This window comes from Rhodococcoides kyotonense, from assembly GCF_001645385.1.
In the GTDB taxonomy this organism is placed as follows: Bacteria; Actinomycetota; Actinomycetes; order Mycobacteriales; family Mycobacteriaceae; genus Rhodococcoides; species Rhodococcoides kyotonensis_B.
Genome location: NZ_LVHI01000002.1, coordinates 102748 through 118215 on the forward strand (window position 1 = coordinate 102748; position 15468 = coordinate 118215).

The 15468-nt window shown below is 64.3% G+C and carries 15 protein-coding genes; 10 read left to right on the plus strand and 5 right to left on the minus strand.

From position 1 onward, the window contains the following. Positions 1 to 94: 94 nt before the first annotated feature. The gene (locus tag A3K89_RS02165) at positions 95 to 1237 is read right to left on the minus strand and encodes an acyl-CoA dehydrogenase family protein (protein ID WP_167674221.1); all 1143 of its coding nucleotides are present in this window, start codon (positions 1235 to 1237) and stop codon (positions 95 to 97) included. An 89-nt stretch (positions 1238 to 1326) separates the two neighbouring features. Between A3K89_RS02165 and A3K89_RS02170 the strand changes: the two genes are divergently transcribed. From A3K89_RS02170 to A3K89_RS02205, 8 genes are read left to right on the plus strand one after another with little or no spacing between them, the layout of a single operon-like run. Beyond that, positions 1327 to 1701, plus strand: a complete 375-nt coding sequence (locus A3K89_RS02170; protein ID WP_068421141.1) for a nuclear transport factor 2 family protein — start codon at positions 1327 to 1329, stop codon at positions 1699 to 1701. A 51-nt stretch (positions 1702 to 1752) separates the two neighbouring features. Further along, entirely contained in the window at positions 1753 to 2079 is a 327-nt protein-coding gene (locus A3K89_RS02175; RefSeq protein ID WP_206031051.1) for a hypothetical protein, read from the plus strand. Positions 2080 to 2116: 37 nt separating this feature from the next. Beyond that, complete coding sequence (locus A3K89_RS02180) at positions 2117 to 3328, plus strand: acetyl-CoA C-acetyltransferase (protein WP_068421143.1); 1212 nt, start codon at positions 2117 to 2119, stop codon at positions 3326 to 3328. 10 nt (positions 3329 to 3338) lie between these two features. Then, positions 3339 to 5540, plus strand: coding sequence for a 3-hydroxyacyl-CoA dehydrogenase NAD-binding domain-containing protein (locus A3K89_RS02185; RefSeq protein WP_068421144.1), 2202 nt, complete (start codon positions 3339 to 3341; stop codon positions 5538 to 5540). Positions 5541 to 5546: 6 nt separating this feature from the next. Then, positions 5547 to 7478 (plus strand): oxidoreductase, encoded by a 1932-nt coding sequence (locus A3K89_RS02190; protein ID WP_068421146.1) that lies wholly within the window; start codon positions 5547 to 5549, stop codon positions 7476 to 7478. Positions 7479 to 7527: 49 nt separating this feature from the next. Beyond that, the gene (locus tag A3K89_RS02195) at positions 7528 to 8565 is read left to right on the plus strand and encodes an ABC transporter substrate-binding protein (RefSeq protein ID WP_068421147.1); all 1038 of its coding nucleotides are present in this window, start codon (positions 7528 to 7530) and stop codon (positions 8563 to 8565) included. 40 nt (positions 8566 to 8605) lie between these two features. After that, positions 8606 to 9079, plus strand: a complete 474-nt coding sequence (locus A3K89_RS02200; RefSeq protein ID WP_068421148.1) for a MarR family winged helix-turn-helix transcriptional regulator — start codon at positions 8606 to 8608, stop codon at positions 9077 to 9079. After that, positions 9076 to 9471 (plus strand): DUF5313 family protein, encoded by a 396-nt coding sequence (locus tag A3K89_RS02205; RefSeq protein ID WP_068421149.1) that lies wholly within the window; start codon positions 9076 to 9078, stop codon positions 9469 to 9471. Before A3K89_RS02200 ends, A3K89_RS02205 begins: the two co-directional genes overlap by 4 nt. 67 nt (positions 9472 to 9538) lie before the next feature. Here A3K89_RS02205 and A3K89_RS02210 read toward each other — a convergent pair whose 3' ends face one another. Together A3K89_RS02210 and A3K89_RS02215 are read right to left on the minus strand one after the other, a co-directional pair. Continuing rightward, the gene (locus tag A3K89_RS02210; RefSeq protein ID WP_068421279.1) at positions 9539 to 10558 is read right to left on the minus strand and encodes an LLM class flavin-dependent oxidoreductase; all 1020 of its coding nucleotides are present in this window, start codon (positions 10556 to 10558) and stop codon (positions 9539 to 9541) included. Between the two features lie 43 nt (positions 10559 to 10601). Then, the gene (locus tag A3K89_RS02215; RefSeq protein WP_068421151.1) at positions 10602 to 10811 is read right to left on the minus strand and encodes a hypothetical protein; all 210 of its coding nucleotides are present in this window, start codon (positions 10809 to 10811) and stop codon (positions 10602 to 10604) included. Between the two features lie 357 nt (positions 10812 to 11168). Here A3K89_RS02215 and A3K89_RS02220 point away from each other — a divergent pair, with 357 nt between their 5' ends. Both A3K89_RS02220 and A3K89_RS02225 read left to right on the plus strand, forming a co-directional pair. Next, a complete protein-coding gene (locus A3K89_RS02220; RefSeq protein ID WP_068421152.1) occupies positions 11169 to 11969 on the plus strand; it encodes an alpha/beta fold hydrolase in 801 nt (266 codons plus the stop codon). Next, positions 11966 to 13162: a SpoIIE family protein phosphatase gene (locus A3K89_RS02225; protein WP_068421155.1), complete on the plus strand. Its 1197-nt coding sequence runs from the start codon at positions 11966 to 11968 to the stop codon at positions 13160 to 13162. The genes A3K89_RS02220 and A3K89_RS02225 overlap by 4 nt, the downstream gene beginning before the upstream one ends. Here A3K89_RS02225 and A3K89_RS02230 read toward each other — a convergent pair. Further along, positions 13152 to 14237: a glycosyltransferase family 4 protein gene (locus tag A3K89_RS02230; protein WP_068421158.1), complete on the minus strand. Its 1086-nt coding sequence runs from the start codon at positions 14235 to 14237 to the stop codon at positions 13152 to 13154. The two genes, A3K89_RS02225 and A3K89_RS02230, sit on opposite strands and share 11 nt — an antisense overlap. Before the next feature lie 30 nt (positions 14238 to 14267). Beyond that, entirely contained in the window at positions 14268 to 15434 is a 1167-nt protein-coding gene (locus A3K89_RS02235) for a lipase family protein (RefSeq protein ID WP_254303380.1), read from the minus strand. Positions 15435 to 15468 lie beyond the last annotated feature (34 nt).

A 15468-nucleotide genomic window follows, 5' to 3' on the forward strand; every position in this document is an offset into this window, starting at 1 on the left:
TGCCTTTCGTTCGAACTTGAACTGGATTCACTTCAGTATTAGCTACCGTGTCTGTCAGCGTCAATAGCTGAATCGAAGGTGGCGGAAAAAACGTCTAGATCCCGACGAGGTCTGCGATGCGAGCGCGGTGGGAGCGTGAATCGCCCTGTAACGCTTCGTTTCCCATGGCCCGTCGAAAGTACGAGTGCGCCGGGTGTTCCCAGGTGAACCCGATACCGCCGTGGAGTTGAATCGCTTCGTGTGCCACATGGACGACGGCGTCTGTGCACACGGCACCGGCAACGGCGATCGCGAGCCGCGCGTCCGCTGGGTTCTCGTCGTACACCGCGGCCGCGTATCTCGCCGCGGAGCGGGCGCGTTCGAGCGCGGTCAGTACGTCTGCGAGGCGGTGTTTGATCGCTTGGAACGATCCGATCGGGCGGCCGAACTGATGCCGCGTGGTCACGTACTGCACGGTCATGTCGAGTAGTGCGTCGATGATGCCGGTGTTCTCGTTGGCGAGTCCGAGTGTCGCGAGATCTCGCAGACGGTCCAGGAACGCGGCGCTGTCGCCGTCGGATGCGAGCATGCGCGCGGGAGATCTCGTGAACGCGAGGTCGGCCTGGCGTCGGGTCGGGTCGAGCACGGTGCGTGGGCGCGCATTCATGTGTGTGCCGGCTTCGACTGCGAAGACGCCCACTCCGCCGGCGTAGCGAGCAGAGACGACGACGATGTCGGCCTCGGCGCCGCAGACGACAGCTGCTGCGTCTCCGTCCAGCGTCCATCCCGACCCGGTGTCGTGGGCGTGGATACGCTCCGATCCGCGAGGTGACGTGCTCACCGTCGCGACCGCCGAGCCGTCGAACACTCGTGTCAGCAGGTCCTCAGCGGGCTCCGGAGCAAGTAGAAGCGCGTGGACGCCCAGAACTGCGGAGGTGTAGACGGGCTCAGGGGAGAGTCCGCGTCCGCACTCCTCGAGGATGATGCCTATCTCGACCATGCCGTACCCGAGTCCGCCACGGTCTTCGGGTGCGGCGAGAGTCGTCACCGACATCTCCTCGACGAGTCGTGTCCAGTGCTCGCGCGAGTATCCCGCTTTGGATTCGGACAGTGCTCGCACCTGGTCGATCGTGGAGTGTTTGCCGATAAGTCCCCGGATGGCGTCCCGGATTCCCTCTTGCTCGACACCCGGCGTCAGGGCGGCAGGTTCGGACCGCGGCCAGGGTGCCTCGGCGGCGGTGGACGGAGAAGTTGCCATGTCACTCCACTCGAATCGAATTCAATTTGTGTATGCACCGTAGCGTAAGGGTCTCGACAAACCGAGGTAATTCGAACTAAGTTCACTTCATGAAGCTGAGGATTTTGGACTACTACGCGACTCTGGACGCGGGCGACCTCGACGCCGCTGTCGCCATGCTTGCCGACGATGTCGAATACGCGATGGTGCTGCCGACAGGTGTGAGCAGGAAGTCCGGCCGCGCGGCGATGCTCGAGTATCTGAACGGCCGCCCACCGGTCGACCGGAAGCATCGACTTCTTCGCTCGGCCGCCGATGGAGACCTCCAATTCGCGCACGGTGCAGTGACCGAAGGTGACCGCGTCACCGGCTATTTCGTCGGCTCGATGCATCTCGATGCGAACGGCCTCGTCGACCGCTATCAGGTCTCGTTCGACGCCGAATTCGCGCTTCTGCCAGATGATTCAACGCAGAAAGGAACATAAGTGGACGCGACTACACATGCGACGCCGACGCTCGCCCGATGGTTCGGATGCATGGATTCGGACGATCCGGATCGAGTGCTCGACATGATCACCGCAGACTTCCGGATGTCGGTGCAGTTCTCGAAGGGCGAGGGTGCGTCGGCCGAATTCGTCGGCGACCGTGGCGGATTGGTCGGATATCTCGCGCAGCGTGAGAAGAGCACGCTGATCCACGTGATCGACAGGGGGGTGACGGTCGACGGAGTCGAACTCGTTCTCGGGCGCACGACCCGCGACGGCGCCTTCGAAGCATCGTTCAACGCAAGCGCGCAGATCACCGGCGATGGCAAGGTTCGACGTCTGCTGATCGGCAGAACCCCCGAAATTGCGTTCGACTGACTCCAGCTTGACGTTTCGGCCGCGCGAAAGGGCAACAGTGACAGAGCAAGCCATGATCTTCGAGGCCATACGCACCCCTCGAGGCAAACAACGACACGGTGCTCTGCACGGTGTCAAACCGGTCGACCTCGTCGCCGGGTTGATTCGCGAACTGCGAATTCGGTTCCCGGACATGGACCCAGCCGACATCGACGACGTCGTGCTCGGTGTCGTGTCTCCAGTCGGTGAGCAGGGTGCGGTGATCTCGCGTGCAGCCGCGCTGGTCTCCGGCCTTCCGGAGTCGGTGCCGGGAACCCAGATCAACCGCTTCTGCGCGTCGGGACTGGAAGCAGTCAATCTTGCCGCGCAGAAAGTGGCCTCCGGCTGGGACGATCTCGTCGTCGCCGGTGGCGTCGAGTCGATGTCACGGGTGCCGATGGGGAGCGACGGCGGGGCGTTGTTCACGGACCCGACCACCACGTACGACCTGCATGTCGTTCCGCAGGGCATCGGCGCCGATCTGATCGCGACCGTCGAGGGCTTCACTCGTGACGACGTCGACAACTACGCTGCGGAGTCTCAGGCGCGCGCCGAAGCAGCCTGGAGCGCAGGGTATTTCGCAAAATCGGTCGTGCCGGTCAAGGATTTGAACGGAATCACGCTGCTCGATCATGACGAGCACCGTAGGCCAGGCAGCACGGCCGAGAGTCTCGGTCGGTTGCAGCCCGCGTTCGCCGCAATGGCAGCGGCAACCGGATTCGACGACGTCGCACTGCAGAAGTACACCGACATCGAACGAATCGACCACGTACACACCGGTGGGAACTCGTCGGGCATCGTCGACGGGGCAGCCGTCGTGCTCGTCGGAAGTGCTGCGGCCGGGGAGAGGGCGGGTCTCGTCCCACGGGCGCGGATCGTTGCGACGGCCCAAGTGGGTAGCGAGCCGACGATCATGCTGACCGGTCCGACGCCGGCGACCGAGAAAGTATTGGAGAAGGCGGGACTGACCGTCGCCGACATCGACGTGTTCGAGCTGAACGAAGCGTTCGCGTCCGTGGTTCTGAAGTGGATGAAGGATCTGCACATCCCGCACGAGAAGACCAACGTCAACGGTGGCGCGATCGCGATGGGCCATCCACTGGGTGCGACCGGCGCGATGCTCGTCGGCACCGTGCTCGACGAACTCGAACGAATCGACGGACGCTACGGGCTGATCACTCTTTGCATCGGCGGCGGCATGGGCGTTGCCACCGTCATCGAGCGGATCTGAGGGCTGAGACATGACCAACACAGGAAGTGCCGGAAACATGATCACGTGGGAACAGGACTCCGACGGCGTCGTCGTTCTCACGATGGACGACCCGAACAAGGGCGCCAACACGATGAACGACCTGTACATCGCGTCGATGGCATCGACCGTCGACCGGCTGGAGGCAGAGAAGGAGTCGATCACCGGCGTCGTGCTCACCTCGGCGAAGAAGTCCTTCTTCGCCGGAGGCGACCTGGACGACATGACGGCAGACCACGCGGACAAGGACAAAGGCGAGGTCGCGGCCGAGCTGACGCGTCGCATCGACGGAATCAAGAATGTTCTCCGACGGCTCGAAACCTTCGGCAGGCCAGTGGTGTCCGCGATAGCGGGTGCGGCGTTGGGCGGCGGATTCGAGATCGCGTTGCACACTCACCACCGCATCGCCGTCGACACCGATCGAGTACAGATCGGTCTGCCGGAGATCACCCTGGGACTTCTACCCGGTGGTGGCGGTATCACCCGGACGGTTCGGCTGATGGGACTCCACGCGGCACTTCCCGAGGTGCTGCTGAAGGGCGCACGTAAGTCGGCCGCCGAGGCAGTCGAGCTCGGATTGATCGACGAGACAGTCGATTCCGCGTCGGCGCTGATTCCGGCGGCCAAGACATGGATCGCACACAATCCAGATGCGACCCAACCCTGGGACCGACGCGGTTTCTCGATTCCCGGTGGCGCCCCGACCGATTCTGCCGTCGCGCAGAACCTGCTCGTGCTGACGAGCATGCTGCGTAAGCGGACCAAGGGCGCGCCTGCACCGGCGCACCGGGCTGTACTCGCCGCCGCGGTAGAGGGCGCTTACGTCGACGTCGACACCGCCGACCGGATCGAAACGCGGTATTTCGTGTCTCTCATGACCGATCGCGTCGCCCAGAACATGATCAACGCGTTCTTCTTCGATCGTGAGGCCATCGACCGGGGTCGATCCCGACCCGAGGGCTACCCGACGCTCGCGGCGACGAGGGTCGGAGTCATCGGAGCGGGAATGATGGGTTCGGCCATCGCGTACGTGTGCGCGAAGGCGGGAATCGACGTGGTGCTGAAGGACGTCGACGTCGCAACGGCCCAACGGGGCAAGAACTATGCGGACAAACTGGAGAGCAAAGCGCTCGAGCGCGGGTCGACCAACGCTGCGAAGTCCGAAGCTTTGCTGGCACGAATCACGCCCACCGCCGACGCCGCGGACTTCGCGGGCGTCGACCTCGTCGTCGAGGCGGCATTCGAGTCCGTCGACGTCAAACACGCTGTGTTTCAGGAGATCGAGAACGTCGTCGAACCCGATGCGGTGCTCGGTACCAACACCTCTCAGCTGCCCATCGGCGTACTCGCGGAGGGCGTGCAACGGGCCGAGGACTTCATCGGGATCCATTTCTTCTCACCGGTCGACAAGATGCCGCTCGTCGAGATCGTGCGTGGGGCGAAGACGTCGGATGCGACGCTGGCCAAGGTCATCGATTTCGCGCGACAGATTCGCAAGACGCCGATCGTGGTCAACGACTGCCGTGGCTTCTTCACGTCGCGCGTGATCGGGGCGTTCCTCGACGAGGCGATGGCAGCCGTGGGTGAGGGCATCAATCCGATTTTCGTGGAACAAGCAGGTGCACAGGCGGGTTATCCCGCTCCGCCGCTGCAACTGATGGACGAGTTGACGTTGACGCTGTCGCAGAAGATCCGCAAGGAGAACGAGCGTGTGCTCGTCGCATCGGGAAAGACAGTGCGACAGCATGGTTCCGACGCTGTCATGGACACGATGGTCGACCAGCTGTCGAGAACAGGTCGCGCCGGCGGTGGAGGCTTCTACTCATACGACGACGCGGGCAAGCGGGCAGGCATCTGGCCGGGCGTTCGTGAGGCGTTCGCGTCCGGAACAACGTCGATCTCGATGGCCGACATGCAGGAACGCATGCTGTTCGCGGAAGCGATCGAAGCCGTCAAATGTTTCGACGAAGGCGTTCTGACATCGACGCCGGACGCGAACATCGGTTCGTTGCTCGGCATCGGATTCCCAGCCTGGACAGGCGGAGTCATCAGATACATCGAGCAATACGACGGTGGCATAGCAGGTTTCGTCGAGCGTGCGCGTGAGTTGGCTGCGCGGTATGGGCGCCATCTCGAGCCGCCGAAGTCGTTGGTGGACATGGCAACCGCGGGCGCCCAGTTGTTCAGGGTCTGAGCTGACGTGAGCGCCCCGTTCCCGCACCTGTTCTCGCCGATCCAGCTCGGTGGCATCACGCTGAAGAACCGGCTGGTTGCACTTCCCGCAGGCACGTCGATGGCAGTCGACGGCGTTCCCACACACGGAGACACCGAGCATGTCGAGCGATTGGCGGCGGGGGGAGTCGGAATGATCATCGGCGGCGCGACCGTCGTGCATCCCACGACGACGTTACGGTCCAGGAAACTGATCGAGGCCTACCGCGACGAGTTCGTCCCGGCTGCTGCGGCGAAAGTGGAGGCAGTGCATCGGCACGGCGCTAAATTCGTCGGGCAACTCTGCCACCTCGGACGCGAGTTCATCGGGGGTGAGTCGGATGCACCACCGTCGGCGCCGTCTGCTATCAAAACGGTGCGCGACGCGTACCCACCCCACGAGCTGTCGGCAGCGGAAATCGACGACATCGTGGAGGGATGGCGTGTGTCGGCGCGCAATCTGGTGGCAGCAGGTGCAGACGGGGTGGAACTCCATGCCGCACATGGATACTTGCCTGCTCAGTTCATGTCGCCGCTCACGAATCGACGATCGGACAGTTTCGGAGGGTCGTTCGAGACCCGCATGCGGTTCCCTCGGATGATCATCGACGCGATGCGGTCGGAGATTCCCGCGGGATTCGTGCTCGGAGTCAGATTGAGTGGGGAGGAGGAGATCCCCGGCGGAATGGGGATCGACGATTGCGTGCGGATTGCGGAGAATCTCGCGGAACTCGGGATCGACTACTTCAGCATCACTCACGGAACGCGCGGGAAGTACGTGAAGGATTCGTCGGGCGAGGACGCCGTTGCGATTCCGTCGGCCGCGCGTGTCAAGGCAGCCACCGGACTACCGACTCTCGTCGGGCAGCGGATACGGGACGCGGGCACCGCCGACCACGCCATCAAGTCCGGACACGTCGACATGGTCGGCATGGCACGGGCCCTGATCGCCGACCCGGAGCTACCGAACAAATCCCGCACCGGACGTGTGGCCGAAATCCGTGGTTGCCTCGGCGTCAACCAGGATTGCAGGGCGTTCGACCCGCACCTGCACTGCGCGGTCAACGCCGAGATCGGGCGTGGTCGACACGTCGACGTCGGCAAGCGAGCCCGAAAATCGAAAGAAGTCTTCGTGATCGGCGGTGGCCCCGCTGGTCTCGAAGCCGCTCGGGTGGCGGCGGGGCGAGGGCACCGCGTGACCGTGTTCGAACAGGACAAGGTCTTGGGCGGTTCCGTCCGTGTGGCGGCATCGGCTCCTCGTCGTGCGACGTTGATCGACATCGTCGATTACCTCGAGCGCGAGCTGAGAAGGCTGAAAGTCGAAGTGAATCTGTCGGCGGGGATCGGCTCCGGCGATCTCGACGACATCCGTTCTGCCGCAGATCACGTCGTCGTGGCGATCGGTTCGCGTCCCGCGGGGCTGACCCCAGTACTGCAGCAGCGGACCGCGTTCACGGTCGACGACGTTCTGCTCGGCCGAGTTCCTGCCGCGCCCGGCCGAGTCGTGGTGTTCGACGACGGCGACGGATTCTGGCCTGCGTACAGCGCAGCCGAGGCGTTGGCGCAGCGGGGATGGGACGTCACGTTCGCCACCGCGCTCACAGCGCTTGCCTCTCGTGTTCCGCCCGAGAGTGCAGGCCCGCTGCTCGTTCGATTGGGAAGCGCGGGTGTAGATTTCAAGATCGCCCACGCCCTCGATGTGCCCGACGACTTGACCGCTCCCGTGACGCTGCGTCCGGTGTTCGGAACCGGCGATCTGACGTACGAGGACATCGCGGTCGTTTGGCACGGACCTCGGGTTGCAGTGCCACCGTGGGGATTCGAACGCAGCGACACTGTCAGCATCATCGGAGACTGCGTCACGCCACGACGGATTTCCCATGCGATCGCCGAGGGGTACCGGGCGGGCGCGGAATTGTAGTCGAATCATTCGTTGGGACTCTATGTTCCGAGATCGAAGGGCAGAATCGATGAAAGTGGTTCCACGAGTTCTCTTGTCAGTGACAATGCTGTGTCTCGCAGTTGCGGGCACATCGTGTGGCCAGTCGCAAGCATCCGGTCCCGTCGAGGGTAGTTGGGAGGATATCGTCGCAGCGGCGAAGGAGGAGGGAAGCGTCCAGTTGTATTCGACGCAGCACCCGGAGAACCTGGAGGCGCTGAAAGTCGCTTTCGACGAGGCGTATCCGGGGATACAGCTCGAATTCACCCGTGGCTCCGACGTCGAGATGAACCCACGCGTCGAGACCGAAAATCGAACGGGGCGCGGCACCGCCGACGTGCACATGTCCTCGGATCCGGCGTGGGTCTCGGCGGCAGCGGAGTCGGGTGACTACTCGACTGCCTTCGTCGGGCCTGCGTTCGACGATCCTGCGTACGAGCGCAATCGAAGTGTTCTGGGCGACACCATGTTCCTGACGAGCGCCGCGGTCTTCGCACTCGGGTGGAACTCGAGCGCGCTGCCCGACGGGCTGCGGACTCCGGACGACATCCTCGATCCGGCACTGACCGGCCGCATCGGCGTGACGAATCCCGCAGGATTCGCAGCCGTCGTCGATCAATATCAGTTCTTCGACGAGAACTGGGTCGGAGGAGATTTCGACGCACGTCTGGCCGCGCTGCAACCACGTATCTACCCCGGCGCGTTGGCCATCGCGCAAGCTCTCGCGTCAGGAGAGATCGTCGCATCGCCCATGGTGCAGCCGCTCGTGCGCGAGATGGATGCCGGTGCGCCGGTGGGGTGGGCTCTGCCCGATCCGGCATGGGGAACGCCCTGGTACTCCCATGTTCTGTCGTCGGCGCCACATCCCAACGCGGCTCAGGTGCTCGCGAACTTCATGGTGTCTCGGGAGGGCCAGGTCGCGTTGTCGAAAGGGTACGCAAGTGCCCTCCCCGACATCCCGGGCGCGGTGGCCAGGGCTCAGGACATCCCGATGCCCGACACGGCCGCACTGACATCCGAGGCCATCGCGCAGTTTCAGGAGCGATGGGAGCAAGACTTCGTGAAGTGAGCTTTGTCGCGCTAACAGTTAGTGCACTAACTATTAGCGTATGCTCGAACGCGTGACTTCCACTGCTACCGATCCGCTGGCGCTCGACCGTCAGGTCTGCTTCGCCCTGGCGGTCACCAATCGGACCGTTCTGGCCGTGTACCGGCCGTTGCTCGAACCGATGGGGCTGACGCACCCCCAGTACTTGGTCATGCTCGCACTGTGGGAGCAGTCCCCGCGCTCGGTCAAGAACATCGGTGCCGCTCTTCACCTCGACTCGCCGACGCTGTCGCCGCTGCTGAAGAGGCTGGAGGGCAACGGTCTCGTCGAACGCACCCGGAGCCAGGCCGACGAAAGGCAGCTGGCCGTCGCGCTCACGGAGAAGGGTGTCGCGCTGCGGACCCAGGCCGAGGGCATTCCCGGTGCAGTTGTCGCCAAGCTCGGAGTCGACATGTCCGAACTGGAAGAACTCCACGGAGTCCTCACTCGCATCAACGCTGCAGCACTGGCTGCCGACCGATCGGACCAGGTATGAACAACAAGGCGGCACGCACCAAGCCCACCTTCTTCCAATGGCTCGGTTACGTGATCTTCGGGAGGAAACTTCCGCTTTCGATGCAGGAGTGGGTGCGCAACGACCTGGTCGGTAAAGGAGCGGTTCCTCGCCACCTGTTCCGGTCCTTGCTGCCCTTCACGCCCATCTTCGTCGGGTTTCTCGTGCTGTTCCCCGGCCCGCTGTGGTTGAGGGGTGCGATGGTGCTCTTGAGCGTTCTGCTCGCCCTCTTCTACACCGCGGCGTTCATGGAGCTCAATCGCGCGCGTCGCCTCGAGCTACACGGGTTGCCCCGTGACCTGCAGAGCGACCGCAGGCGACGAGACATCGATTCGCAGCGCGCGCGATACGAAGCTCAGTATCCGCATCACTGAACCAGCACGAAGACAGGTCCCGACGGCGGACGCCGTCGGGACCGGTTTTGTGGCGACCTGGTGAGATCTACCGCCACCCGAGGGCAGGTGCCACGTCGCGGAGCAACGACTCCATGACGTGAGCGCAGTAATCCACACCGAGCTGATTGGGAACCGTCAGCAACAGCGTGTCGGCGGCAGCGATCGCTTCGTCCTCGGCCAGCTGCGCGATCAGCTTGTCGGGTTCGCCCGCGTACGTCTTACCGAAACGTGCCTTGCCGCCGTCGAGGTATCCGACCTGGTCACTGCTGCCGCCTTCACGACCGAAGTATGCCCGGTCGACGTCGTCGACGATCGGAAAAATGCTACGGCTCACCGAGACTCGCGGCTCGAATGTGTGCTGGGTGTCCGCCCAACGCTTACGGAAGCGCTCGATCTGCTCGGCCTGCAGCTGATGGAACGGCACACCCGTGTCCTCGCTCAATAATGTCGAACTCATCAAGTTCATGCCGTTGTCCGCGGCCCACTCGGCGGTCTGACGCGTACCGGCACCCCACCAGATACGCTCCCGGAGGCCGGGGGAGTGTGGCTCGAGGCGCAGAAGGCCCGGCGGGTTGGGGAACATCGGGCGTGGGTTCGGTTTCGCGAACCCTTCACCTCGGAGCAGGTCTAGGAAGACGCGCGTATTCTCTCGTGCCATCTCCGCATGGTCGGCACCATCGGCAGGAACATGTCCGAAATGACGGTAGCCCTCGACGACCTGCTCCGGCGATCCTCGGCTGATGCCGAGCTGCAGCCTGGATCCCGAGATCAGATCGGCTGATCCGGCGTCCTCCACCATGTAGTGGGGGTTCTCGTAGCGCATGTCGATGACGCCGGTACCGATCTCGATCCGGTTCGTCTTCGCGCCTACCGCTGCCAACAGCGGAAACGGGGACGACAACTGGTTGGCGAAGTGGTGCACCCGGTAGTAGGCGCCGTCGGCACCCAACTCCTCGGCAGCGACCGCGAGGTCGATCGACTGCAACAGGACGTCCGACGCCGATCGCGTCTGCGATCCAGGCGCCGACGACCAGTGGCCGAACGACAGGAATCCGATGTTCTTCATGCCCCGTTGAACGTTCAACCGCATACGGTCATTCCCCGCGCTGTCACGGAGGCAGAACGAGCAGAAGAAAACCGGCTCCCGCCACCATTCCCGAGGCACCGATCGCTATCGCGATCGCCACGTCCGCCCGCTCCGGAGCGTCTGCCGCCTCCGGTCCCTGCGTCGACCACACCGCGCCCGCCACGGCGAGCGCGCCCAGGACGATGCCGATCCCGAAAGCCCAGAACGTCACGATGGACATCGCGCCTGCCATGAACGACCAGTCGATCCCCGCCTGGCGGGACCGAGGAGCGCGTGTTCTGACATCGTGTGATCTATTGTTGCGAATTCTCCACCGGCGTAACATCTTTCGTCATTCCTCGTGTGCGAGCACAGGACAGAAGACTCGTCCATCGGATGTCGAACCCCATGGCCACCCCCGTCGCCTCGGCGAGCGTCGAAAGGGAAAGCTCGGTGCGTTCGCGACGCTCGTTCGGTCTTCCCATTGTGGTCCTCGCCCGGGAACGATGTCAGTCGGTTCGGCATACCGGGAAGAATTCTTTCGCCAACTCGCCGACCGCATAGGGCAGGCGTGGGCCGCAGGCTCACGACGGGGTGAGACAATTCTCCGGTGAACCCGCGCGTGAAGAACAATGTGACGACGATCGGTGTCGACGGCGGCCCGACGGTCATGCTCGCGCATGGTTTCGGGTGCGATCAGAACCTGTGGCGTGCCGTCGTCGAACACTTGATCACGCACTGCAAGGTGGTGCTGTTCGACCATGTCGGTTCGGGTAGTTCGGATATTTCCGAATGGACGGAGGAGCGTTATTCCACTCTCGACGCCTACGCGGACGACGTCGTCGACATCGTCCGCGAACTCGACCTGCACGACGTCGTCTTCGTCGGCCACTCGGTGGCGTCGATGATCGGCGTTCTGGCGGCGGCTCGGCATCCGGATCTCTTCGCCAAACTCGTGCTTCTGACACCGTCGCCCCGCTACATCGACGACGACGGGTACTGCGGCGGCTTCTCCGAGGCTGACATCACCGAACTGCTCGAGTCCCTCGACAGCAACTACATGGGGTGGGCGCAGGTCATGGCGCCGCGCATCATGGGCAATCCCGACCGTCCCGAATTGGGTGAGGAATTGACCGAGAGCTTCTGCCGTACCAACCCTGCGTGTGCACGCGCGTTCGCTCGGGCGACGTTCCTGTCGGACAACCGCGCCGATCTCGACCGCGTCGTCACGCCGACGACGATCGTCGAGTGCGCCCACGATTCGCTCGCCCCACGAGAGGTAGGACGATTCGTGCACGAGCACATTCAGGGCAGCACGTTGGTGACATTGGATGCGCATGGTCACTGCCCGCACGTCAGCGATCCGGGGTCGACGGCCGACGCCATTCTGACGTTCGTCGATGCGGCATGAAATATCTCGACCCCGCCTTGCGGGACACTGTGGACGATCTGTACGACAACGCCCCGTGCGGTTACCTTGCGACCTGGCCGGACGGCAAGATCGCGGGAGTCAATGCGACGCTGTTGAACTGGCTCGAAAGCACACGAGAGGACCTGCTGGACAAGCAGTTCGGCGATCTGCTCACCGCCGGGGGGCGAATTCACTACGAAACGCACTTCGCCCCGCTTTTGTTCTCGGTGGGCGAATTCGACAGCGTGGCATTGGATTTGGTGTCGTCGACCGGTGAGCGGCTACCGATGTTCGTCACCGGCAATGTACGGCGCAACGAGGACGGTGAACCGGTACTCGTTCGCATCACCGCGATCGACGCACGGGAACGGCGCGCCTACGAGCGTGAACTCGTCGAGGAGCGTCGACGTGCCGAGCGCGAACACGAGCGCGCTCAGGTACTCGTCAGCACATTGCAGCGCTCGTTGCTACCGCCGAAGCTGTTGCCTCCCCGCGGACTCGACGCCGACGCGTACTACCACACCGCTTCGTGGGACGATGTCAGCGGCGACTTCTACGACATGTTCCCGCTGTCCGAGGACAGTTGGGGATTCTTCCTCGGTGACGTCTGCGGCAAGGGCTCGGACGCGGCAGTCGTCACCTCGCTCACGCGCTACACGCTGCGCGCGGCCGCGGTGTACGACTCCGATCCGGTCAAGGTGCTGCACAACCTCGACACCGTGTTGAACCAGGAGTTCGACCAGGCAGACGCTCGATTCTGCACGGTGATCTACGGGACCTTGTCACGGCGAGACGGCGGATTCGACGTGCAACTGGCCAGCGGCGGCCATCCACCGGCCCTTCTGCTGAAGGCCGACGGTTCCGTCCGTTACGTCGAGACACCAGGTGGGCAGTTGGTCGGCATCCTGCCGAACGCGCGTTTCGTGGCGACCGAATGCCGACTCGAGCCGGGAGACACGTTCGTCCTGTACACCGACGGTCTCACCGAGGCCCGAACCGGGCGCGGACGTGAGCGCTACGACGACCACGGCGCGCTGCTCGAGTTCGCGCGGCGACACGCGCCGAACACTCCGTCGGGCATCGTCGCGGACTTGAAAACGCTGATGGAGAGTTTCGACAGCGGGCTGGAGGACGACGCCGCAGTCATGGCGTTCGGCATGCCGGTGCAGGAGCCGGATTCGTCTACTCCGTAAGGCGTTTCAACAATTGCGGCAACGTGACGGCGAGGTCGTGCTCGGCTTCGACTCGGCGTCGGGCGGTCTCCCCGAGCCGTCGACGCATGCTTCCGTCGGCCAGTACACCCTCGATCGCCGTCGCGAGTGCGGCTGAGTTTCCTGGTTCGACCAGCACTCCCGCTCCGCCGGTGAGAAACTCGGTGGTCCCGCCGTGATCGGTCCCGACGACGGGTAGTCCGTGGGACATCGCCTCGAGGACGGACAGGGGACCGGCCTCCGGCGAGGTGCTCGCGGACACCGCGACGTCCCATCGACGTAGCGCGGCATCGGTGTCGGTATGACCGAGGAATTCGACGCGGCCCGCCAGATCGGCTTGGGCAGCACGACGTTTCAACTCCTCGACGTAGGCGGCGTCGCCGGGGAAGCTGCCGCCGGCGAGCTCGAGCCGGACGCCGGGGAGCGACGCCACGGCGTCGAGAAGGACGGTGTGTCCCTTCCACGGCGTGAGCAGCGCGACCATCCCGACGACGGGCGGATCGTGAAGGTCCCCGCCGTACTGTTCGACCGGCCATCGAACACCGTTGTGCGACACGACGGTCGGTACTCCGGCGGCTTTCAGTGGAACCGCGGTGGCCTCCGACACCGACACCGCGACGCGGATCGCGGGTTTGCTGAGCGCGACGACGGCCTTCTGCTTCGCGCTCGTCATCGTGTCGTGTACGAGCCACGACGCACCTCGCTTCGGTCCCGCCACACGGGCGACCGGAAGTGCGAACAGCGAGTTGACGACCGTCGACGTTCCGGGGGAGCGGACAATCGGTCGCACCGACCGGCCGGCGGCCAACCATCGACCGACCAGTCGACACGCTGCGACACCGCGTGCAAGCCCCCGCTCACCACCGAGACTCAGCTCCGGAATGGCGATGTGGCGCACTCCGTCCGGTAGCGACTCGGACAGGCGACCGGTGGGGCATGCAACCACCGCCCGGTGCCCTGCGGTCTCGGCCTCGTCGACAAGATTCAGCAGAACCTTCTCGGCCCCCGAAACCTGGCCGGTATGTGCGATGAACACGATCGTCGCAGCATCGGTCATGTTCGACCCTTCTTCGTTCGTGGTGGTGGGTTACGAGCCGCAGGTGTTCGGCGGCGGGGTGCCCGCGACACGCCCGTCGACCCAGTCCTGCACTGTCGACCCGATGTTCAGAATGCCGTGCCCCTGTCCGGGTGCCGCGACGAGTTGCACGACGTCGCCGGCCGCGCACGCCTCACCCACTGCGGCCCGGGTCCACGAGGGAGTGATGAGGGCATCCTGATCGCCGTACGCGACCAGCATCGGCTTCTGCGCGCGGGTTCTCGGAACGCTGTATTCGGCCAGCCATTCGCGTAGCCGCTCTGCGGCCTCGGGGCTCGACGGCAGGTAGTCCGACGCCGGGGTGTCCTCGGCGATATCGGCCTGCAGTTGAGCCTTCTCACCGATGCAGGTGTCGAAGGCGTCCACGCGGCTCGCCAATGTTCCGTGCACGTAGTCGTCGAGGTTCAGTTCGGGGTGCTTGACCTGCAGTCCCTGCAGGAGCGACGGCAGCACCGTGATCTGCTCGGGCGTCAATGTGCCGGCGAGCATGGAGTCGACGAACGGTGTCAGATCGGTGGCCGGGGCGACGCTGATGGAACCGAGGAGATTCAGGCCCTGCCCGTAGTCCCCGGACAAGTCGTTCGCGGACCACACAGCCTGTCCACCTTGAGACACGCCGTACCCGAGCCAGGTGTCGGACGTGTTCGGCTCGACTTCCTTCGCAGCCCGCACGGCATCGATGACGTTGTATCCCGCGGTGACCGGTTCGAGGTACGGGTGCGAGCGAGGGGTTCCCAGACCCTCGTAGTCGGTCATTGCCACGACGTAACCGTTCACGAGGAACGGAATGACGGTCGGCAGGTTGCCGAGGAGACCGATGTGTTTCGACGGCGCGCACCGACTCGACGACCCGGTGGTCGCGTGGCCCACCGACACGATCGGCCAGCCACCCGCAGGAGGGTCACCCTGTGGAACGAACACGACCCCGGTGACTTCGGTGGGGGAGGAGTCGATTCCCGACGTCGACTGGTAACGAACGGCGACGGTCTTCTGCGTCACGGTATCGAGGGCCGCATACCCCTGGAAGTCCGTCGGCTCGGCGAGCAACGTGCCCGGTGCTTCCGGGGTCGAACTCGTGGTCGCGGAGGATTGGTCGTTTTCGCCCGACGAGCAGGCGGCGATCAGCAGTACGACGAGCATCGGTGCCAGCCTGCGCACCGATGCGAGGCTGGTAGCAGGGTGCGCGCCCCCG

Coding starts and splice junctions, on each gene's coding strand:
- A3K89_RS02200 (WP_068421148.1), top strand. CDS start 8,606: ATGCTCGAACGCGTGACTTCCACTGCTACCGATCCGCTGGCGCTCGAC.
- A3K89_RS02205 (WP_068421149.1), top strand. CDS start 9,076: ATGAACAACAAGGCGGCACGCACCAAGCCCACCTTCTTCCAATGGCTC.
- A3K89_RS02165 (WP_167674221.1), bottom strand. CDS start 1,237: ATGGCAACTTCTCCGTCCACCGCCGCCGAGGCACCCTGGCCGCGGTCC.
- A3K89_RS02195 (WP_068421147.1), top strand. CDS start 7,528: ATGAAAGTGGTTCCACGAGTTCTCTTGTCAGTGACAATGCTGTGTCTC.
- A3K89_RS02225 (WP_068421155.1), top strand. CDS start 11,966: ATGAAATATCTCGACCCCGCCTTGCGGGACACTGTGGACGATCTGTAC.
- A3K89_RS02210 (WP_068421279.1), bottom strand. CDS start 10,558: ATGAAGAACATCGGATTCCTGTCGTTCGGCCACTGGTCGTCGGCGCCT.
- A3K89_RS02170 (WP_068421141.1), top strand. CDS start 1,327: ATGAAGCTGAGGATTTTGGACTACTACGCGACTCTGGACGCGGGCGAC.
- A3K89_RS02175 (WP_206031051.1), top strand. CDS start 1,753: ATGGATTCGGACGATCCGGATCGAGTGCTCGACATGATCACCGCAGAC.
- A3K89_RS02185 (WP_068421144.1), top strand. CDS start 3,339: ATGACCAACACAGGAAGTGCCGGAAACATGATCACGTGGGAACAGGAC.
- A3K89_RS02230 (WP_068421158.1), bottom strand. CDS start 14,237: ATGACCGATGCTGCGACGATCGTGTTCATCGCACATACCGGCCAGGTT.
- A3K89_RS02215 (WP_068421151.1), bottom strand. CDS start 10,811: ATGGCAGGCGCGATGTCCATCGTGACGTTCTGGGCTTTCGGGATCGGC.